17 protein-coding genes, 1 tRNA gene and 1 pseudogene are annotated in these 19491 nt (G+C 63.0%); 7 read left to right on the plus strand and 12 right to left on the minus strand.

Annotated elements, in window-relative coordinates; all coding sequences use genetic code 11:
* From ACROSR_RS09315 to ACROSR_RS09325, 3 genes and pseudogenes are all read left to right on the plus strand, one after another.
* On the plus strand, window positions 1–483 hold a 483-nt coding region (locus ACROSR_RS09315), incomplete at its 5' end, for a hypothetical protein (protein ID WP_432684327.1).
* A 190-nt stretch (window positions 484–673) separates the two neighbouring features.
* Entirely contained in the window at window positions 674–1021 is a 348-nt protein-coding gene (locus ACROSR_RS09320; RefSeq protein ID WP_432684329.1) for a hypothetical protein, read from the plus strand.
* A pseudogene (locus ACROSR_RS09325) lies at window positions 1018–2037 on the plus strand (recombinase family protein); the annotation flags it as partial. The gene ACROSR_RS09320 and the pseudogene ACROSR_RS09325, both read left to right, overlap by 4 nt.
* A 514-nt stretch (window positions 2038–2551) precedes the next feature.
* Here ACROSR_RS09325 and ACROSR_RS09330 read toward each other — a convergent pair.
* Window positions 2552–2627 (minus strand) — tRNA-Ala (locus ACROSR_RS09330).
* 85 nt (window positions 2628–2712) lie between these two features.
* Entirely contained in the window at window positions 2713–3039 is a 327-nt protein-coding gene (locus ACROSR_RS09335) for a TIGR02300 family protein (RefSeq protein ID WP_432684331.1), read from the minus strand.
* Between the two features lie 113 nt (window positions 3040–3152).
* Between ACROSR_RS09335 and ACROSR_RS09340 the strand changes: the two genes are divergently transcribed.
* Genes ACROSR_RS09340 through ACROSR_RS09350 form a run of 3 tightly spaced genes read left to right on the plus strand, consistent with a single transcriptional unit; the run spans window position 3153 to window position 5696 of the window.
* Window positions 3153–3845 carry a M48 family metallopeptidase gene (locus ACROSR_RS09340; protein ID WP_432684333.1) on the plus strand — a complete coding sequence of 231 codons (693 nt, stop codon included), beginning with the start codon at window positions 3153–3155 and terminating at the stop codon, window positions 3843–3845.
* A 30-nt stretch (window positions 3846–3875) separates the two neighbouring features.
* The gene (locus ACROSR_RS09345; RefSeq protein WP_432684335.1) at window positions 3876–4523 is read left to right on the plus strand and encodes a GntR family transcriptional regulator; all 648 of its coding nucleotides are present in this window, start codon (window positions 3876–3878) and stop codon (window positions 4521–4523) included.
* Window positions 4524–4529: 6 nt separating this feature from the next.
* Window positions 4530–5696, plus strand: coding sequence for a cation:proton antiporter (locus ACROSR_RS09350; RefSeq protein WP_432684337.1), 1167 nt, complete (start codon window positions 4530–4532; stop codon window positions 5694–5696).
* 6 nt (window positions 5697–5702) lie between these two features.
* Here ACROSR_RS09350 and ACROSR_RS09355 read toward each other — a convergent pair whose 3' ends face one another.
* The 3 genes from ACROSR_RS09355 to ACROSR_RS09365 all read right to left on the minus strand — a co-directional run bounded on the left by ACROSR_RS09355 (window position 5703) and on the right by ACROSR_RS09365 (window position 8474).
* A complete protein-coding gene (locus ACROSR_RS09355; protein ID WP_432684525.1) occupies window positions 5703–6665 on the minus strand; it encodes an acetyl-CoA carboxylase carboxyltransferase subunit alpha in 963 nt (320 codons plus the stop codon).
* A gap of 76 nt (window positions 6666–6741) precedes the next feature.
* Complete coding sequence (locus tag ACROSR_RS09360) at window positions 6742–7344, minus strand: LysE family translocator (protein WP_432684339.1); 603 nt, start codon at window positions 7342–7344, stop codon at window positions 6742–6744.
* A gap of 107 nt (window positions 7345–7451) precedes the next feature.
* Window positions 7452–8474, minus strand: a complete 1023-nt coding sequence (locus tag ACROSR_RS09365) for a fatty acid desaturase (RefSeq protein ID WP_432684341.1) — start codon at window positions 8472–8474, stop codon at window positions 7452–7454.
* Between the two features lie 350 nt (window positions 8475–8824).
* Between ACROSR_RS09365 and ACROSR_RS09370 the strand changes: the two genes are divergently transcribed.
* On the plus strand, window positions 8825–9922 hold the full coding sequence (locus tag ACROSR_RS09370; RefSeq protein WP_432684527.1) for an AI-2E family transporter: 1098 nt from the start codon (window positions 8825–8827) through the stop codon (window positions 9920–9922).
* A gap of 81 nt (window positions 9923–10003) precedes the next feature.
* Here ACROSR_RS09370 and ACROSR_RS09375 read toward each other — a convergent pair whose 3' ends face one another.
* The 7 genes from ACROSR_RS09375 to ACROSR_RS09405 form a co-directional block, all read right to left on the minus strand.
* Window positions 10004–10723 (minus strand): alanyl-tRNA editing protein, encoded by a 720-nt coding sequence (locus tag ACROSR_RS09375; RefSeq protein ID WP_432684343.1) that lies wholly within the window; start codon window positions 10721–10723, stop codon window positions 10004–10006.
* A complete protein-coding gene (locus ACROSR_RS09380; RefSeq protein ID WP_432684345.1) occupies window positions 10720–13167 on the minus strand; it encodes a DUF3772 domain-containing protein in 2448 nt (815 codons plus the stop codon). The genes ACROSR_RS09375 and ACROSR_RS09380 overlap by 4 nt, the downstream gene beginning before the upstream one ends.
* On the minus strand, window positions 13164–14195 hold the full coding sequence (locus ACROSR_RS09385) for a cysteine synthase A (protein WP_432684347.1): 1032 nt from the start codon (window positions 14193–14195) through the stop codon (window positions 13164–13166). Before ACROSR_RS09385 ends, ACROSR_RS09380 begins: the two co-directional genes overlap by 4 nt.
* 57 nt (window positions 14196–14252) lie before the next feature.
* Window positions 14253–15335: an NUDIX domain-containing protein gene (locus ACROSR_RS09390; RefSeq protein WP_432684349.1), complete on the minus strand. Its 1083-nt coding sequence runs from the start codon at window positions 15333–15335 to the stop codon at window positions 14253–14255.
* Between the two features lie 105 nt (window positions 15336–15440).
* Window positions 15441–16646 carry a class I SAM-dependent methyltransferase gene (locus tag ACROSR_RS09395; protein WP_432684351.1) on the minus strand — a complete coding sequence of 402 codons (1206 nt, stop codon included), beginning with the start codon at window positions 16644–16646 and terminating at the stop codon, window positions 15441–15443.
* A gap of 82 nt (window positions 16647–16728) precedes the next feature.
* Window positions 16729–18150 (minus strand): cryptochrome/photolyase family protein, encoded by a 1422-nt coding sequence (locus tag ACROSR_RS09400; RefSeq protein WP_432684353.1) that lies wholly within the window; start codon window positions 18148–18150, stop codon window positions 16729–16731.
* Between the two features lie 48 nt (window positions 18151–18198).
* Complete coding sequence (locus tag ACROSR_RS09405; protein ID WP_432684355.1) at window positions 18199–19419, minus strand: aminotransferase class V-fold PLP-dependent enzyme; 1221 nt, start codon at window positions 19417–19419, stop codon at window positions 18199–18201.
* Window positions 19420–19491 lie beyond the last annotated feature (72 nt).

Genomic DNA, 19491 nt, shown 5'->3' on the forward strand with positions numbered 1-19491 from the left:
GCTATCAACACCATGATTTATATACGAAATACCAAGCTCAGGACAGCGAAATCAGCGGACTACTTGGGGAATGCGGGGAAGAAACCGTCGAACGAATTCAGCCGCGTGTCCGACGCCCAAAGAGCGGCGCTCGAAGGACTGCGCACCTATGCCGAGAGGCTGTCAGAGAAACAGGAGGCCGCTTTGCTGAACCATGATTTGGCCTGGGAAGCCGAGAAGCGCCGCTTTCAGCCGAAGCTTCAGAACGAATTCCACCTTGGCCGAATCACGCCGCGCCTCACGCAACGCGAATACCGAAAGCTGCGCGCGGAATTCGCAGAACGCCGCAAAACCATCATCGAGAACTACGCGGCCAAACGAAAGGAACTCGAACGCGTGAAGGAGGTCGTGCTGGATCGGTTCAATGAGCGGGCGCATCAGCGGAGGAAGACCAGGACTTTCGAACGCAGCGGACGTGACCGTGACGACGGACCGGAACGCTAGGCAAAAGCCGCGCCAGATCAGGGCAGAGCGAAACGGATCGTCGCGGATTGAAAAAGATCGAAACGGGCCAAGCCGCGCTCAATGCGGCTTTGCAGCAAAGAAATAACCCGCCTCTTTTTGCGAGAATGCCAAAAAATACGGTAAAATAAAAAGAGGTGTTGGTGTGGAAAACCAGAGATCGGAGAGACCGATGAAACACTATACCGATGCCAATAAAACCTCAGAGATGCTGGAAGCCTTTTCGGCTTCGGCACGTCCGACGCTCAGCATCGATGTCGCCAAGTATCAGGAATATCTTGACGAGTCTGAACTGACGCCGGAGCAGAAGGAAGAGTTTCTGCTTGCCGTTTGGAGCGTTGTCGTCACGTTCGTTGAATTGGGCTATGGCGTCCATCCGCTGCAAGAAGCCTGTGGAAAAGATAACGAGGCGGACGGTCCGCCTCCCGTTCGGGCCTTAGATGAGGTAACATCTAAGGATCAGGAAACAGCTAAACCCTTTGAGAAGCCTGCTCCGCCAGGCAAGCCGGAGGTCAAATGACAAAGAAAAACAACGATAACGAGATCACGCAGGCAGTCATTTACTGCCGCGTGTCGAGCACGCGGCAGAAGACCGAAGGCGGCGGGCTCGATAGTCAGGAACACCGCTGCCGCCAGTATGCGGCAGCGCAAGGCTACGATGTCGAAGCCGTGTTCCCCGACGACGCCTCGGGCGGCGGCGATTTCATCAAGCGGCCTGGCATGGTGGCGCTGCTGAGCTTCCTCGATGCGCAGCCGGACAAGAGATACATGGTCATCTTCGATGATCTCAAGCGCTTCGCGCGCGATACGGAATTTCACATCAAGCTGCGCCGCGAATTTCTCACGCGTGGAGCAAAGATCGAATGTCTGAACTTCAAGCTGGACGACACGCCGGAAGGCAAATTCGTCGAGACGATCTTCGCCGCGCAAGGCGAGCTTGAACGCGAGCAGAACCGGCGGCAGGTGATCCAGAAGATGAAAGCCCGCGTCGAGAAAGGTTACTATGTCTTTTCTCCGCCGGTCGGCTACCGCTACGAGAAGGATCGCGTCCACGGCAAGCTTCTCGTGCGCGATGAGCCCGTGGCGTCTATCGTCACCGAAGCGCTGGAAGGCTACGCCGCCGGAAGGTTCGGCACGCTGAGCGAGGTGACGCGCTTCTTCGAATCAAAACCGGACTTCCCGAAATCGTCTAAGGACGGCAGCGTGCGGATCACCAAGACCAGGGAAATCCTCGAACGCGCGACCTATGCCGGATACATCGAAGCCGCGAAATGGGGCGTGGGGCTGCGTAAAGGGCATCATGAGCCCTTGATCAGCTTTGCCACGCACGAACTCATTCAGGCGCTTCTCAAAGGCACCGCACAGGCACCGACGCGGAAGGATATCAACGAGGACTTCCCGCTACGGGGCTTCGTGCTCTGCGACGACTGTGGCGAGCCGATGACCTCCTGCTGGTCGAAGGGCCGGAATAAGCACTATCCCTATTACCTGTGCGATACGCCGTCCTGCGCCTCGAAGCGCAAGTCGATCCCGCGCGCCGATATCGAAGGCGGCGCGGAAGCGCTCCTGCGGTCGCTGCAGCCCGCCAAACAGCTCTATGAGCTGGTGCGGGCGATGTTCATCGACGCATGGAACATGAAGCTGACGCAAGCGCGACAGGAGCAAAGCACGCTCGCAGCGCAGATCAAGGACATCGAAGGCCAGATCGAGGCGCTACTCGACCGGATCGTGGATGCCACGAGTCCTTCGGTGATTCAGGCGTATGAGAAGCGGATCGACAAGCTAGAGCGTGAGAAGATCAAGCTGGGCGAACAAGCGGCCATGAAGGTGCCGCCAAAGGGACGCCTGGAGGAATTTATCGAACACGCCCTGACGTTCCTCGGAAATCCTTGGAAACTCTATGAAAACGGCGGCTTTGCGTTCAAGCGCACAGTGCTGAAACTGGCTTTTGCAGAGCCTCTGCGATACAGCCGCGATAATGGTTATCGAACCGCTAAAACCACCTTTCCATTCAAGGTGTTAGCGGACATTTCAACCCAAAAGTGCGGCATGGTGGAGCCTAGGGGGATCGAACCCCTGACCTCTTGCATGCCATGCAAGCGCTCTCCCAGCTGAGCTAAGGCCCCGAATGACGATCATTATTTGGTCGTCGCTGGCCGTGTAGGCAAACCCGTGAGCGGGATCAAGAGGAAAATCCCGCGCACGGGGCTGTCACATGTCGTTCTCGTCGGATTCGACATCCGCGATCTCGTCGAGAGACACGTTATCGGTGTCGTCGTCTTCGAGCAGGTCGTCTTCCAGCACGACATCCTCGTTGTCGTCATCACCACTGGACTCGCTGTTGTCGGCACTCTTGCCAGACTTGAGCTTCTTGCTTTCCGCGTCCTCGGTGTCGGGCCGGATGGAGCGGGCCTTGCCGGTGGCAAGTTCCACAACCTCGCCAGTATACGGGCTGACGATCGGGGTCTTGTTCAGGTCGTAGAAGCGCTTGCCGGTGGTCGGGCAGACGCGCTTCACACCCCATTCTTCCTTGGGCATCGATGATCCTCGTTGTCTTTGTACTCTTGCACGCAATCAGGGTGCCCTGCCATAAAGGCCCGGTGCTGTCAAAGGCTTTGCCGCGGCACCTGTGCGACCCATACCGAGGCCCCATGACCCAGCATTTTCTTTCGGGCAGTCCCCCCGTGGCCCTGACGCTGCGTCACAGCCCGCGGGCCCGGCGCATCTCGCTTCGCGTTTCAGGCATTGATGGCCGCGTGACGCTGTGCGTGCCCCGCGGCGTAACCGAGGCCGACGCACTTGATTTCGCGCAGTCGAGGGAAGAGTGGCTGCGCACACAACTGGCCCGCCAACCCGAGCATGTCCGGATCGCACCCGGCCTCGAGGTACCGGTGGAAGGGCGCTTGATGCGGATAGCGCCGGTTTCGGGGCGCGCCGTGACGCTTGGCCGGGACACGATCGGTGTGCCCGGCCCCGCCGGTCGGACCGCGACACGGCTTGAGGCCTGGCTGAAAGCGCGCGCGCGCGACCGCCTGTCCGCCGCCTCGGATCGGTACGCGGCGCAGCTTGGGCGACGCTACAGTCGGATCACGCTGCGTGATACGCGCTCTCGCTGGGGGTCGTGCTCGTCGAACGCCGCGCTCAGCTATTCCTGGCGGCTCATCATGGCCCCGCCCGAGGTGCTGGACTATGTCGCGGCGCACGAGGTGGCGCACCTGTCCGAGATGAACCACTCGCCCGCGTTCTGGGCCGTGGTGACACGGCTCTTTCCCGCGCATGACGCCCCGCGCAAATGGCTGCGGCGCGAGGGGGTCGCGCTGCACCGTTATCGTTTCCGTGATTGACCAGGACGCCATTTGTGATCACATGACGGCATGCTGATTTCCACCCGCCCCGATCCCGAACCCGCCGCGCATGACAGGATTTATCGCGGACTCCGCTCGCGGATCATGTATGGCGAGATCGCGCCGGGCCAGGCGATGACGCTACGCGGGATCGCCGCTGAATTCGACGTCTCGATGACGCCCGCGCGCGAGGCATTGCGGCGGCTGTCGGCCGAAGGGGCGCTGACGCTGTCACAGTCGGGCCGCGTTTCGACCCCGGAACTCACCAATGACCGGATCGAGGAACTTGCGGCGCTGCGATCCCTGCTGGAGGTCGAGCTGGCCAGCCGCGCCCTGCCCCGCGCGCATATCGCGCTGATCGATCGGCTGCAGACGATCAATGCCCGCATCGCCGAGGATATCGCCCGGCAGGACGCCGTCGCCTATATCCGGCGCAATCTGGAATTTCACCGCACGCTCTACCTGCGCGCGCAGGCCCCGGCGATGCTTGCGATGGCCGAAACCGTCTGGTTGCAACTCGGCCCGACGATGCGGGCGCTTTACGGGCGATTGCGGCGCAAGGATCCGCCGCGCTTTCATCGGTTGATCATCGCGGCCCTCAAGGCCGGTGACGAGCCGAGCCTGAGGCTTGCGGTGCGATCGGATGTGACGCAGGGTTTGCGCATGCTGATCGGGTGACGGGATATGGAGCACGCATCGGTCCTCATCACGCTTGGGGCGCTTTTCCTTGTCGGACTGGCCGCTGACGCGATAGGGCGGCACACGCCCCTGCCGCGGGTCACGTTGCTTTTGGGCTGCGGGATCGTCGTCGGGGGATCGGGGTTCGACCTTCTGCCGCAGCAGGCGCAGAACCTTTACGACACCCTGTCCGCCGTCGCCCTGACGATGGTGGCCTTTCTTCTGGGCAATTCCCTGACCGTCGCGACACTGCGCCGTCACGGGCGGGCGATCCTGACCGTCTCGATCCTGATCGTGCTGATTACCGTGGCGCTCGTCGCGCTTGGCCTGTGGCTTGTCGGGGTGCCGGCACCTGTGGCCCTGCTGCTTGGGGCCATCGCCACCGCGACCGACCCTGCCGCGACCCAGGATTCGCTGCGCCAGGCCGGTGCGCGGGGGGCGTTCCCGAAACTGCTGCGCGGCATCGTGGCGATCGACGACGCCTGGGGGCTTCTGGCGTTTTCCATGGCGGCCGTGCTTGCCGCCAGCCTTGGCGGTCCGCTGGACTTTGCGCATCTGGCCGACGCGCTGTGGGAAATCGGCGGCGCACTTGCCCTTGGCGCGGCGGTGGGGCTGCCCGCAGCCTACCTGACCGGGCGCCTCGCACGGGGCGAGCCGCAACTGACAGAGGCGCTCGGGCTGGTCTTTCTTATCGCCGGTGTTGCGGTCTGGGCCGAAGTGTCATACCTGATCGCCGGTATGACCGCCGGCACCATCGTCGCCAACCTTGCACAGCACCACGACCGCGCGTTTCACGAAATAGAGCATGTCCAGTGGCCGTTCCTTATCCTGTTCTTCGTGCTTGCGGGGGCCTCGTTGAAACTGGACGTTCTGGCCGATCTTGGCCTGATCGGCGGCACGTATGTCCTGCTGAGGATCGTTGCGCGCGTGGCGGGTGGATGGCTCGGCGGCGCGCTTGGGGCCGTGCCTGCCAGACAACGCCCATGGGTCGGCATGGCGCTTTTGCCACAGGCCGGCGTGGCCGTGGGCATGGCCCTGATCGCGGCGCAGGAATTTCCCGAGCACAGGGATCTGATCGTCAGCCTGACCATCGGGACGACCGTGATCTTCGAGATCATCGGCCCGATCGCCGTCCTGTGGTCGGTCACGCGATTGCAGGCGCAGCGCGACTGACACCGATCAGGCCGCGAGACCCTTTGTCCCGAGACGCAGAAACCGCTCGCGGCGATCGCGGATCAGGGCCTTTCGGCTCTTCTTGTCCAGTTCGCTCAGCATCGCCCCGAGGGTCTGTCCGACAGCCCTGATCGTGGCGTCGCGGTCGCGATGCGCACCGCCCAGGGGCTCGTCGATGATCCGGTCGGCGACGCCCAGCTTTGTCAGATCCTGCGCCGTCAGGCGCAGCGCCTCGGCTGCCTCGCGCATCTTCTCTGAATCCTTCCACAGGATCGAGGCGCAGCCTTCGGGCGAGATCACGGAATATACCGAATGTTCCAGCATGGCGACGCGATTTGCACTGGCAAAGGCGACCGCGCCGCCAGACCCGCCCTCGCCGACAATGACCGACACCAACGGGACACCGATGGCAAGGCAGGTCTCCGTAGAGCGGGCGATCGCCTCGGACTGTCCGCGTTCCTCGGCCCCCTTGCCGGGATACGCACCCGGCGTGTCCACCAGCGTGATCACCGGCAGGCCGAACCGGTTGGCCATCTCCATCAGGCGCACCGCCTTGCGGTAGCCTTCAGGCCGGGCCATGCCGAAATTGCGCGCGATCCTGCTTTTGGTGTCGTTGCCCTTCTCGTGGCCAATCACCATCACCGGGCGGTCCTCCAGACGGGCCAGCCCGCCCATGACCGCGTTGTCCTCGCCGAAGGTGCGATCCCCGGCCAGCGGCGTGAACTCGGTGAACAGCGCCTCGATATAGTCGCGGCAATGCGGACGGTCCGGATGCCGCGCGACCTGGCATTTGCGCCACGGCGTAAGGCCCTTGTACAGATCGCGCAGCAGGTTCGCGGCCTTGCGATCAAGCGCGCCGGCCTCGTCCTCGACATCCATCTCCGTGCTGGTACGGGCCAGCGCGCGCAACTCTTCCGCCTTGCCTTCGATTTCCGCCAGCGGCTTTTCAAAGTCGAGGTAATGGGTCATCGCTACGCGGTCTCCGTCGGTTGCCATTGGACTGTATGATGATCCTCGGCGGGATTTGCAATCGCTTGCTGCGCTGTCACGCGGGCCACAGGACCGGGATGAGCGTCGCCAGCAACAGCGCCGCCATTATCATGTTGAACACGCGCAGTCGCGTGTAATTCTTCAGAAGGCGGCGCAATTGCTGGCCCAGAACGGTCCAGCTTGTCGTGCTGACCGCGGACACGCCGACATAGACGGCAGCCACCCAGAGAACCGCGACCAGATCCCGCCCCGTGGCATACAGCGTGATCGCCGAGAGTGCCATGCTCCACGCCTTGGGGTTGACCCATTGGAAGGCCGCCGATTGCAGGAAGGTCAGCGGCTTGCCCGCGACCTCGGCATCGGCAGAGGCGGGCGGCGCGGCATTGGCGATCTTCCATGCCAGGTACACCAGGTACGCGACCGACACGATCTTCAGCACCGTGTAGCTCTGCGGCCAGATGTCGAACACCTGCATCACGCCCAACCCCACGCAGACCACCATCATGGGAAATCCCAGACCGACGCCGAGCATGTGCGGGATCGTGCGCATGAAGCCGAAATTCGTCCCCGAGGCCATGAGCATCAGGTTGTTGGGCCCCGGCGTGATGACCGTGACAAGGGCAAAGGTCGCAAGCGCGGTGAACAGATCAAGTGTCATGCTCGGTATTCCCTGCAATCAAGTCCAGACGAGGGATCTTGTGGCGGCGTGATGCGTCAAGGCGGTGACCTTGACGCCGAACCAGCGACTGGCGACCCCATGCCCGGTTACACGGATCGTTCCGGATGGGCCACCCCAACCCGGTCCTCACGCGGGAATGGCACCAACCGTTCTGCCGTTTCATCCCATAGCTTGAGCCGGAAGCTGCGAAGCGCCTCGGGCCAGCGGATCACGTCATGGGACTTGAGGTGGTCGGGCAAGTCGTGCTGGCATCGCCGCAGGTTGTAGGAGGGGATCGCGGGATTGTAGTGGTGCAGATCGTGATAGGCGATGTTGCCGGTGCCCAGATCCCACCACCAGCCCAGATCCAGCGAGCTCGAGCCCTCCAGCGTCGCCTTACGAAAATCGAGACCGGGTTTGCGGTCCCAGTAGGTGTCCTCGAAATTGTGCTGGAGATAGACAAGAAACACGCCGATCACCCCGGCCACCACCGCGCTCAGCGCCAGAACCGCCACGCCCGCCAGCCCGAGCGTCACCCAGACCAGCGCGATGAACCCGGCAAGCACAAGATTGTGGACGATCACGCCCGCAACCCCGACAGTGGTGGTGTTCCGTGGCCAGCGATAGGCGAAGAAATAGGTGACGATCCCCCCAAGCGACAGCATCACCGCCGGGTTGCGATAAAGCCGGTACCATAGCCGGCGATACCACGGCGCGACCTGCCACTCGCGCAGCGTCATGGTATAGACCTCGGTCGTGTCGCGGCGATCCAGATTGCCCAGATAGGCATGATGCAGATTGTGATTGTACTGCATCACGCGAAATGGCGTCAGCGAGAATATCGAGAGCACGTATCCCGCAGCGATGTTCATCCAGCGCGTGGCGAACAGCGAATGATGCCCGCAATCGTGTTGCAACACGTATAGCCGTACGGTGGCAAAGGCCAGCAGCACGATCAAAGGCAGCGCCAATGGCCACGCCTCACCCGCGGCCAGACGCCCCCCGACCGTGAGCGCACCGGCATAGACGGCAAGCGTGCCGACAAAGGACAGGCTGCCCCTTAGATCGCTTTTCAAGGTGTAGGGTTTGAGAAACTTGCGCAGCGATGTCTCCGGATCGGTGGTGGTCATGGCAACCTCATTCATGAAAACAGTCCAGAAGTATCACACTATGATCAGGTTGAACTTCTTGACCTTCGATGCAAGGGGACAAAGGCGACTTTTCGATGACATTTGCAGGCCCGCGCCGCGACCGGATCGGACCGGACCCGTCGCAGACGCCGTGACCGACGATGCCCTGCCCGATAGTTCGGCCCATCATGCGGAAAGTCAGGTCCGTGGATCTCTAGCGGTCAGGAGCGATTGTGTTTTCTGCCGGATTTGCAGATAATCGTCACAGACGTTGACCGGCCATGACCACCCCGACGCAGCGAGCCCCCGTGACAGCCCAGATCCAGAAGCCAAAGCCCGAGATTGCCTACATGACGGAATCCCACCGTGTCCGGACGGCCACACAGATCATCATCGCCTTCGCGGTGGTCCTGTTCCTCCTGGTGCAGGCGCGGTTTCTGCTGATCTCGCTGGCGACCGCAATCATTCTGTTCAGCCTGACCTCGGACGCGATCAGTTCCATCGCGCGAATACGGCTTGGACCGGTGCGCGTTCCGAATTGGCTGGCCAGCATCGTGGCGCTCTTGATGATCTCTGCCGCGTTGCTGAGCTTGTCGGCGGTCATCCTGTCACAGGCCAACACCGTGCTTTCGACCACGCTGGCCTATACCGACCGCGCACCGCAGGCAATCTCGGCCATGTTCAAATGGCTGGGCCCGGATGCCGAAGAGATCGTCTACAACTCTGTCGCGACACTCGATGTTGCAAGTTACCTGCGTACCATCGCGGGACAGGCGGGCAGCCTGATGCAAGGCACCGTGCTCGTGATCCTTTTCGTGGGTTTTCTGTTCGCGGAACGCGTCTGGTTCGGCACCAAGCTTGAAAGTCTTTTCGACGATGCGGCACGGGCGCAAAAGGTCAGCCGTATCATCGGGTCGATCATCCATCGGGTGAACTACTACCTGCTTGTCAAGACGCTGGTCAGCGCGGTCACCGGCTTCATGGTCTATGCGGTCGCGCGCGTGTTCGAGCTTGATCTCGCGGCGGCACTGGGGATCCTGACATTCGTGCTAAACTACATCCCCTCGATCGGGTCGATTGTTGCGACCGTTCTTGTGGCACTGGTCGCGTTCGTGCAACTGGCCGACGGGCCGCTGACACTTCTGCTATTCGCGATTGTGGGGGCGATCCAGTTCCTCAACGGCAATATCATCGACCCGATGCTGATGGGCCGCGCGCTGCGCGTATCGTCGTTCGGCATCATCATCAGCCTTGCCTTCTGGGCCGCCATCTGGGGCATCCCCGGCATGTTTCTGGCGGTGCCGATCATGGTGGCCATGATGATCGTATGCAGCCATGTTCCGGGCTTGCGCGCGGTGGCCGTGTTGCTGTCGCGCGAAGGGTTGCCGGAAACCGACTCGGATCTCGATATAGCTACGCCGAAAGCCACCCGGATCAACGCGCGCTAGAGGGTGTCACAGCGCCCCGGCACAGGTCACATGCCTGCGACGGCTTGTCCGACACCGGAGCCCGCCATCATGCGGCCGTGTCTAGTCGTCGAAATGCAAATAGACGCGCCGGTTCTGGCGCCCCTTTTTCTCGATCTTGCCGATGCGTAACGCGCCGATCTCTCCGGTCCGGGCCACATGGGTGCCCCCGCACGGTTGCAGATCGACCTGACTTTCGTCCTGCCCGATCCGGATCAGGCGCACACGACCCGAGCCGCGGGGCGGCTGCGCGGACATGGTCTTGACGAGACCCGGATTCGCGTCGAGCTCGGCATCGGTGATCCATGTCTCACTGACGGCAAGATCCTGTTCGACCAACCGACCGAGATGCGAATTCAGCGCGTCCCGATCCTCGGGCGCCTCGGGCATGTCGAAATCGAGACGGCTGCGCTCCTCGCCGATGGCGCCACCCGTCACGGGCCGCGCAATGACCACGGACAAAAGATGCAGCGCCGTGTGCATCCGCATCACGCGGTAACGGCGCGTCCAGTCCAGCACCTGCCGAACGGTCGTTCCCACGGGCGGCAATGTCTGCGCCGCGACCGGAACAAGGGCGATGTCGCCGGTATCGGCCTTGACGCTCGTGGCGACGGTCAGGCTGCCCTGCGCCCAGTCAAGCCGGCCGCTATCACCCGGCTGTCCGCCCCCGGTCGGATAGAACACCGTCCTGTCGAGCACGACACCCCCGTCGGGTGTATGGGCGACCACGCATCCGTCGGCTTCGGCCATGTAGGGGGCGTCGCGAAACAGTGGATCGGTCATCTGCCGCCCCCATCACCACCGGCACCGTCTGCGCCGTTGGCATCGGGGTCGACATCGGGCTGATGATTCCGCGCAGGACCCCGGCCTTGCGCGCCGGACGCCGACGCCGCCGCCTGCCCTGTCGGGGCGGGCTCCTTGCGGATCCAGACCTCCTGTTGCGGGAACGGAACCTCGATGCCGGCCTCGGCAAAGCGGCGGGCAATATCGTGGTTCATTTCCGAATGCACATCCATCATCCAGTTGACGTCACGCAGGATCGCACGGATCTCGAAGTCCAGCGAGCTGGCCCCGAAGCCCCTGAAAAGGATGGTCGGCGGCGGATTCATCAACACCAGCGGATGCGCTTCTGCGATCTCCCGCAGCACTTTCTCGACCTTCCGTGAATCGCTGCCGTAAGCCACGCCCACAGGTACGATGACCCGGCCCACGGTGTTGCCCCGCGTGTAATTCGTGACCGTGCCGCTGACAAAATCGGCGTTCGGCACAATGACGTCGGTGCGATCGAAGGTCTCGATCCGGGTGGATCGCACGGAGATCGCCTTGACATAGCCGTGCTTTCCGCCGACCTCGATCCAGTCGCCTTCGGAGATCGGGCGCTCGATCAGCAGGATGATGCCAGCCACGAAGTTCGACACGATGTTCTGCAGGCCGAAACCGATACCGACCGACAGCGCACCGGCAACGATGGCCAGCGAACTGAGGTCGATACCCGCACTGGTGATCGAGATCAGGACCGCGAGAAAGATCCCGACATATCCCACGCCCGAAACGATCGCGTTGCGCCCGCCCGTATCAAGCTTGGTCTTCGGCAGGATCGTCGTCTTGAGCGCGCCCTGAAGGATACGGGTCAACAAGAGGCCGAGCCCGAAGACGATCACGAGGGTCAGGAAGATCGTCGGCGATATCGTCGTGGTACCGATGGTCACGCCTTCGGTCAGCTTGGTCCAGAATTCAAGCAGTTGCGCCGGACGTGCCCCCCAGATCAGCGCGAAGACGGGCAACGACAACGTAACCAGCAGAAATCCCGCCAGCACCGGGATAAGCGACTCGTCCGCGCCGTTGCGATTGCCCACGAGCATGACGTAGATCTCGTTCAGGAAGCGTTGCAGCACCATGAGCGCCGCCAAGAGCAACAGCGACAACGCCACCGAGAGCATCAGGGTCTCGGCCGCGGTGATGTACCCGATCGCCGCGAGCGCGGGCGCCAGCACGGCCACGAGGATGAGCAACCTCGACAAGAGGCGTGCAACCCTGTCGCCGATATCGGTTTCGCGTTCGGGGTCGTTCTCAGAAGAATAGCTGTGCAGCCGCAGCAGTGTCGCCAGTCGCCACAACAGCAGGCCGTTCAAGACGAGGATCGGGAAGATTGCGACATTGATCGATGCCTCGCTCCACCGGGCCCCCTCGGCCACCGCCTCGACAAGGTAAAGTCCCGCGACCACGAGCCCCAGAAGCGCGCCGTAAAGCCGGCCCGAGTAAGCACAGGCTTCATCGACGTTCAGCAGCGGTTTGCGCATCCCGACTTTGGGAAACACGCGTTGCGCCAGCCAACGTGCAAGCAGGTAGATGAAGGCGGCGGGCAAAAGGTTGGTCAGGACGAGGTCCCCGATCAGCCCTGCCAGACCAGAGAGCTGCACGGCCTGCACGATGACGAATATGCCCGCGAATGGCAGCGCCCATTCCCCGAACGAAATAAGAAACATCGCGATCCATATTCCCGCGGTCGGCTCGTCGTCGCCGATGCGGTGCATCAACCGTGTCGACCACCGCCGCCCGCGGGCCAACAGCGCCACGCCGATCAGCAAAAGGCCCGTGACAGCCGGAAGATTGTCCATGAAGACCGCATATCCTGCCGGCCTTTGCCACGTCTGCACGACCTCGGATCTGACGCTCTCGACAAGACCGTAGATCGAGGTCAGCGTCTCCGGCCAGAATGTGGGGTTCACAGGCGTCGGGCCGAGACGCAAAAGCTCTTCTGTCTGCCGCGTGCGGATGACCTCGTCGATCGCGTTGATCAGGCCGTCCGCGCGACGCTGCGCCAATTCGGCCGTGCGGACCGGCGCCTCGAGCCGCGACAGCCTGCGCCCAAGCTCGGCGCGCCGCTCGGCAACGGTATCGGGTTCGGTGGCGCCCTCTTCTGGCGCCGGTCCAAGTGCCTCCAGCTCGTCGCGCACCGTCCTGATCGTCGTCGAATTCGTGCCCTGAGCCTCGACGAATTGTTGCCGGCTATCGACCAGAAGCCTGCGCAGCTCTTCCAGGATCTGCGTGTCGACCGTGCCGCTTTCCAGCGCCGCCTCGACCCGCGAGGCCAGATCTTCCCACGCCTCGTAATCCGGCCCTTCGATCGGTTGCTGGGCCTGTGCATCTGTCGCGACCATCACCGGGGCGGCCAAACCGAACCCGAGGGTCAGGACAATACAGATCAGCTGTAGAAAACGTCTCATTCAGTAAAAACTCCGGGGATAGAGCGCGGCGCCCGCTCCAGCCACCGCGGTGTCGGCAAGTTCTTTTCACGTAAAAATTCGGGATTGTACAACTTGGACTGGTACCGTGTGCCGTAATCACACAAAATCGTTACGATCGTGTGACCGGGCCCCATGTCCCGCGCCATGCGCATCGCCCCGGCGACGTTGACGCCGGTCGAGGCCCCCATGCAGATCCCTTCGTGTTCGAGCAGGTCGAACACGATCGGCAGGGCCTCGTCATCCGCAACCTGACAGGCGAAGTCGGGCGTGAAACCTTCGAGATTGGCGGTGATCCGCACCTGACCGATGCCTTCCGCGATGGACGATCCCTCGCCCTCCAATGCGCCGGTGGTGTAGTAGGAGTAGAGCTTTGCGCCCATCGGGTCGGCAAGACCGATCTTCACCCCCTTGGGCTGAAGCGCCATGCCCACGCCGGCGAGGGTGCCGCCGGACCCCACCGCGCAGATGAACCCGTCCACGCCGCCGCCGGTCTGGTCCCATATCTCGGGGCCGGTGGTCTCGAGATGCGCCTGGCGGTTCGCGACGTTGTCAAACTGGTTGGCCCATATCGCGCCGTGCGGTTCGCTTTTGGCCAGCTCTCGCGCCAACCGTTCGGAATACCGCACGAAGTTGTTCGGATTTGAATAGGGCGCTGCAGGCACCTGCACCAGGTCGGCCCCGGCAAGCCGCAGCATGTCCTTCTTTTCCTGGCTCTGGGTTTCGGGTATGACGATCACCGTCTTGAATCCCAGCGACGCCCCGACCATCGCAAGGCCGATCCCGGTATTTCCGGCCGTCCCTTCGACGATGGTGCCGCCCGGCTCAAGCTCTCCACGGGCGATGGCGTCGCGGATGATGAAAAGCGCGGCACGGTCCTTGACCGACTGCCCCGGATTCAGGAATTCGCATTTTCCAAGGATCTCGCAACCGGTCGCCTCGCTTGCGCGGGACAGCCGGAGCAGTGGTGTATTGCCAACGGCGGCGGCCAGATCCTGTGCGATGCGCATGCCCGTTGCTCCTGTCGCTGCGACGTTGCGCGGGTTTATGACGTTGCCTGCCGAAACTCAAGCCGTTGCGCGCAGGCGATCGCGCTCGCGTTGAAGCCAGATCAGCCCGAGGATCAACGGCCCGTTATTGGCCTCGCCGCTTTGCAACAGGGCCATCGCGGCCTCGAACCCGATGACATGGGTGCGGATATCTTCGTTTTCCGTGGCCAGACCACCCTGCCCCTGTACCATGTCAGGCAGATCGCACAGGCCCAGAAACAGGTGGAACATCTCGGTCGAGTAGCCGGGCGTGCAGTAATGGCTCGAAATCTTTTCCAGCGACACGATCTCCAGCCCCGCCTCTTCCCGACACTCTCGGCGGGCGGTGTCTTCGGGTGCCTCGCCCGCGTCGATGCGGCCCGCGACCGGCTCCAGCATCCAGGGATGCGGATCACCGCGACCATACGGGCCCATGCGGAACTGTTCGACCAGCAGCAGACGATCACGCCGCGGGTCGTATGGCAGCACGAGGGCCGCATCCGTCGCCACGAAAACCTCGCGCGTCAGGACCGGGCTCTTGCCGGTATCGAAATGCGGGTAACGCAGGTGATGGCTGCGGGTCCGGAAAAACCCGGCATGCGAGATGTCGATGCGCAGATCCTCGACCTCGGCCGCAGTGGCGGCGCTGCGCAGGTCGGTGGGCACGCTGTCACGCGCCGCAACGCGGGCCGCGGCACGCGACAGGATCATCGCGCGCGTCGCGGCCAGCTGGGCCGCGGGCCGCCGATCCATGTCGGTGACGATTTCACACACCGCCTGATCGAGCGTCGCCTGAGACACCGACGACCAGCCATCAATGGACCACGCCATCTCGCCGGGCGTCCCGGCAAAGGCACGGGCGGCGACGGTTCGACCGTCGCGGCGCGGCTGAACCTTGTGCAAATCGCCGCAGCCCAGGACCTCACCGATATAGACGAGGCGCGCGACCGCGTCGGCATCCGAGATCAGCCACCCGTCCACACCCTCGCCACCCTCGACAAGTCCGGGCAAGGGAAACGGTCTTGGCACCGCGCCCAGGCCGTGATCGGGCAGAACCGCCCCCGAAAGATGGCCCGCTATAGACGTGCCAAGCGCAACCGCCAGAAAGCTGTGCGCCGCCATCGGTCCATAGATGAAAAGCGGCGTGGTCAAGACCAAAGGCACGCCGCCCGCGCCGCATGCCCGAGACAACACTGACCGCGATGCAGGCGACCGGTCAAAGGCATCTCAGGCGGGCCTTGCGATGGTGATCTGCGTGACGTCGCAACTGCCCCCCTTGAACGCGCCCGCGCAGGACGTCAGATAAAAATTCCACATCCGGCGGAACCGTTCGTCAAAGCCCATCTCGGCGATCTCGCCCCACCTTTCATTGAACGTGTCGTGCCAGCGGCGCAGGGTTTCGCTGTAGCTTTCCCCGAATTCGATCGACCGCGCGACCGTCAGACCGGCGCGCTGAATCTCGTCGCGCAAAACGCGGGGGCTGGGCAGCATGCCGCCCGGAAAGATATATTTCTGGATGAAATCCACGTCGTTGCGGTAGCTTTCCCACCGGCTGTCCTCGACCGTTATGATCTGAAGCGTCGCTTGCGCGCCGGGGGACAATCTGTCCCGCAGGCTTTTGAAGAACACCGGCCAGTACTGTTCGCCGACCGCCTCGAACATCTCGATACTGGCGATACCGTCATACGTTCCGCGTTCGTCGCGGTAGTCCTGCAATTTCAGCGTCACACGGTCGGCCAGCCCCGCCCGCGCGATCCGGTCGCGGGCATAGGTCAACTGCTCCTCGCTGATCGTGAGGCCGGTCACGTGCAGGCCCCGTGTCCCGGCAGCATATTCGGCGAAGCCGCCCCAGCCGCATCCGATCTCGAGCACATGATCACCGGGCTTGACCCCCATCTGGTCGATCATGCTGCCATATTTCGCGATCTGCGCCTGTTCGAGGCTGTTGCTACTCTCGTCGAAAAGGGCGCTGGAATAGGTCATCGTATCGTCGAGCCAGAGCCGGTAGAAATCGTTGCCGAGATCGTAGTGATAGCTGATATTTCGGCGCGCCTGCGCCTTGGAATTCCGTTTGAACCAGAAGCGGATGCGCTCGTAGATCTGGGCGATCCTCTGGCCCGGATAGCCGTTATAGATCCCGTCATCCGCGTTCAGAAGATCCATGAACGCCTGCAGGTCGGGGGTGGACCAGTCGCCTTCGAGATAGGCTTCGCAAAATCCCAGATAGCCTTCGCGCACCAGCCGCGCGAACACCTCGGCGTCGTGGATGTGAAGTTCGGCCACCGGGCCGGGACGCGATCCCTCGGCGCGAAACCGGCGCCCGTCGGGCAGGATGATGTCAAGGCGCCCGGCGCTGATCTGGCGGGCGACGGCAAAACAGCGGGCAAAATATCGCGGAAGCTCTGTCTGGCCGCGTGTGTCGGTCAGGATCATTCGGTCATTCCCTTGTTTTCATCTTGTTTTATACGACGCGCGGCGACGATAGGCCACGATTCTTGGCGTGTTCCCGGCACAGTCAGAATGTTCGCGCTTCATATGCAGCCAATGCGCGCTTGCGCCCATCCTGCAGATCGACAACCGGGGCGGGGTACCGGTCGTGGGCGGACATCCCCCAGGCTCGGGGGATCGCATCGAAATAGGACAGCGCGGTTGCACTCGGATCGCGGGCATCCTCGGCGATCCAGCGGTGGATATAGGCCCTGTCGGGGTCGAACTTTTTGATCTGCGTTTCCGGGTTGAAGACGCGAAAATACGGTGTCGCATCCGGGCCGCATCCGGCCGCCCACTGCCACCCGAGGGCGTTCGCGGCCGGATCCCAGTCGGTCAGGCAGTCGGTGAACCAATCATGGCCGATCTTCCAATGGGTCATCAGGTGCTTGGTGAGGTAGGAGGCGACGATCATCCGGCCGCGATTGTGCATCCGGCCCGTCACGTACATCTCGCGCATCGCGGCATCCACGAACGGCACCCCGGTGCGCCCCTGTTTCCACGCCACGACGTCGGGGCGCGATGCATCCTCGTTCCAGGGAAAGGCGTCCCATTCCTCGCGCCAGTTTCGGGTGGTGATGCGGGGCGTGTGATACGTCAGGTGATAGGCGAATTCGCGCCAGACAAGCTCTTTCAGCCATGTCTCGGCCCCGTCCGCGCCATCATGCAAGGCGCGCAGCCCCGCATGCCAGCACTGGCGCGCCGAGATTTCGCCATAGGTCAGGTTTTCCGACAGGTTCGAGGTGCCGTTGATGGCGGGAAGATCGCGCCCGGTCGCGTAATTCCGGATCGCCCCGTCGACGAAGGCCGAAAGACGGTCCTGCGCCGCGGTTTCCCCGACGGATTGATAGGGGCGACACACATCCGCACCGCGCTGCATGGCGCCACCAAGCCCCCACTGTTCCAGCGCGTCGCTGGCAGGCCATGCGTCCGGGGCGGGGATGCGCGCGGGGGCAGCCTCGGGCGCGGGCACGTCGCGATCCTTCACCGCGCGCCATAGCGGCGTATAGACCTTGTAGAAGCCGCCCTGCTGCGTCTCAACCGTCCACGGTTCGAACAGAAGATGCGCGTTATGGCTGTGCGCCGTGATGCCGCGCTCTTTCAGCGCCGCCTTGACCGCTGTGTCACGCTCGATCGCCTCAGGGTCGTAAAGCCGCGACCAGTGCACGCTCTCGGCGCCAGTTTCCTCGATCAGCGCCAGAAGCGTCTCGATCGCATCGCCCGTACGCAGGATCAGGCGGCTGCCCTTGGCCGAAAGGGATTGCGCCAGATCCCCCAATGACAGGCTAAGCCGCCACGCCGGCGCCGCGCCAAGCCTTGCGACATTGTCATCGCGGATGAAGACCGGGATCACCGGTCCGCCCTCGGCGCATGCGGCGCGCAACGACGGATTGTCGATGAGCCTCAGGTCGCGGCGCAGCCACAAGATACTGGGTTTCTGCTGTGTCATCCCTGCCTCGGTTGTTCTCACCTCGTACGCGTCGAAGCAGGGAGTGGATCAAAGCACATCCTGAAGTGCTGTCAAAAGCTTGTCCATCTCGCCGCGCGACGTGTAATGCACGAAGCTGAGCCGAAGCACACCTTTGTCAACATCCACACCCATGGCGGCAAGCGGGCGCACCGCATAAAAGTCGCCACCGCCCGCCATGATGCCATGTCCCGCGAGATCGCCGGCGACCCCCGCGGCAGGCCGATCGAGCGCCACCGCGACGGTCGGTGCCCGGACTGCGGCATCGGCCGGTCCGATGAGGCGGGCGGAATTCCGGTCTGCAAGGAAATCGAGAAGCGGCTGCAGAAGATCGGTTTCATGCGCGCGCATCACGTCGTGAACGCCCGCGCAGCGCGTCTCTGCGTTGCCCGTGATGCCGTGGCGTTCTGCAAGGCTGTCGATGTAATCGGCCATGCCCGCGCTTGCCGCGACCTGCGCATGATCGGGCCCTGCCGGCGTAAAGCGTTTGTACAGCGTATCACCGTTGAAATAATGCGCCTGGTTGGGCAGCAGGTTTCCCAGTTCGCGACGGATCACCATGATCCCCTGATGCGGGCCATACGTCTTGTAGGCCGAGAACAGGTAGATGTCGGGGCCCATCCGCCCCACTTCGGGCAGGCCGTGCGGGGCGTAGCTGACCCCGTCAACGCAGACAAAGGCCCCGGCCGCATGGGCGAGCGCGGTTATCTCGACCACCGGGTTGATCGCGCCAATCACGTTGGAGCAATGCGGAAAGCACACCAGCCGCACCCGTTCGTCCAGCAGGTTTTCAAGATCGGCCGGGTCAAGACATCCTGTTTCGGGGTCGATCTTCCATTCGCGCACCTCGAACCCCTCGTCGGCGAGGCGCCGCCACGGGCCTGAATTCGCCTCGTGATCCTGGTTGGTGACGATTATAGCATCGCCGGGCTGCATCCACTGCCGAAAGGCCTGCGCCAGCACGTAGGTGTTCTGCGTTGTGGAGGGGCCGAAACTCACCTCGTCGGTCGCGACACCCATCATCGCCGCCAATCGGGTCCGTGCCTCGTCCATCTCTTCGCCCGCAAGACGACTGGCCTCGTACGCGCCGTAGGGTTGCACCTTGCGCTGCCGGTAATACCGTTCCAGCCGGGCGATCACGGGCGCGCAGGTGAACGAGCCACCCGCATTCTCGAAAAACGCCTGCCCCGCCAGTGACGGCTCTGACAAGGCCGGAAATTGGGCGCGCACAAAGTCAAGATCGAGTGTCACGTTTCGGTCTCCCCACTCTTATTTTGGGTACAGAACATCAAAGCCCCCCGGGGTGCAACACCCGGGGGGCTT

The sequence above is a fragment of the Roseovarius tibetensis genome (assembly GCF_050896375.1).
Taxonomy (GTDB): domain Bacteria; phylum Pseudomonadota; class Alphaproteobacteria; order Rhodobacterales; family Rhodobacteraceae; genus Roseovarius; species Roseovarius tibetensis.

Coding starts and splice junctions, on each gene's coding strand:
- ACROSR_RS09320 (WP_432684329.1), top strand. CDS start 674: ATGAAACACTATACCGATGCCAATAAAACCTCAGAGATGCTGGAAGCC.
- ACROSR_RS09335 (WP_432684331.1), bottom strand. CDS start 3,039: ATGCCCAAGGAAGAATGGGGTGTGAAGCGCGTCTGCCCGACCACCGGC.
- ACROSR_RS09340 (WP_432684333.1), top strand. CDS start 3,153: ATGACCCAGCATTTTCTTTCGGGCAGTCCCCCCGTGGCCCTGACGCTG.
- ACROSR_RS09345 (WP_432684335.1), top strand. CDS start 3,876: ATGCTGATTTCCACCCGCCCCGATCCCGAACCCGCCGCGCATGACAGG.
- ACROSR_RS09350 (WP_432684337.1), top strand. CDS start 4,530: ATGGAGCACGCATCGGTCCTCATCACGCTTGGGGCGCTTTTCCTTGTC.
- ACROSR_RS09355 (WP_432684525.1), bottom strand. CDS start 6,665: ATGACCCATTACCTCGACTTTGAAAAGCCGCTGGCGGAAATCGAAGGC.
- ACROSR_RS09360 (WP_432684339.1), bottom strand. CDS start 7,344: ATGACACTTGATCTGTTCACCGCGCTTGCGACCTTTGCCCTTGTCACG.
- ACROSR_RS09365 (WP_432684341.1), bottom strand. CDS start 8,474: ATGACCACCACCGATCCGGAGACATCGCTGCGCAAGTTTCTCAAACCC.
- ACROSR_RS09370 (WP_432684527.1), top strand. CDS start 8,825: ATGACGGAATCCCACCGTGTCCGGACGGCCACACAGATCATCATCGCC.
- ACROSR_RS09375 (WP_432684343.1), bottom strand. CDS start 10,723: ATGACCGATCCACTGTTTCGCGACGCCCCCTACATGGCCGAAGCCGAC.
- ACROSR_RS09380 (WP_432684345.1), bottom strand. CDS start 13,167: ATGAGACGTTTTCTACAGCTGATCTGTATTGTCCTGACCCTCGGGTTC.
- ACROSR_RS09385 (WP_432684347.1), bottom strand. CDS start 14,195: ATGCGCATCGCACAGGATCTGGCCGCCGCCGTTGGCAATACACCACTG.
- ACROSR_RS09390 (WP_432684349.1), bottom strand. CDS start 15,335: ATGGCGGCGCACAGCTTTCTGGCGGTTGCGCTTGGCACGTCTATAGCG.
- ACROSR_RS09395 (WP_432684351.1), bottom strand. CDS start 16,646: ATGATCCTGACCGACACACGCGGCCAGACAGAGCTTCCGCGATATTTT.
- ACROSR_RS09400 (WP_432684353.1), bottom strand. CDS start 18,150: ATGACACAGCAGAAACCCAGTATCTTGTGGCTGCGCCGCGACCTGAGG.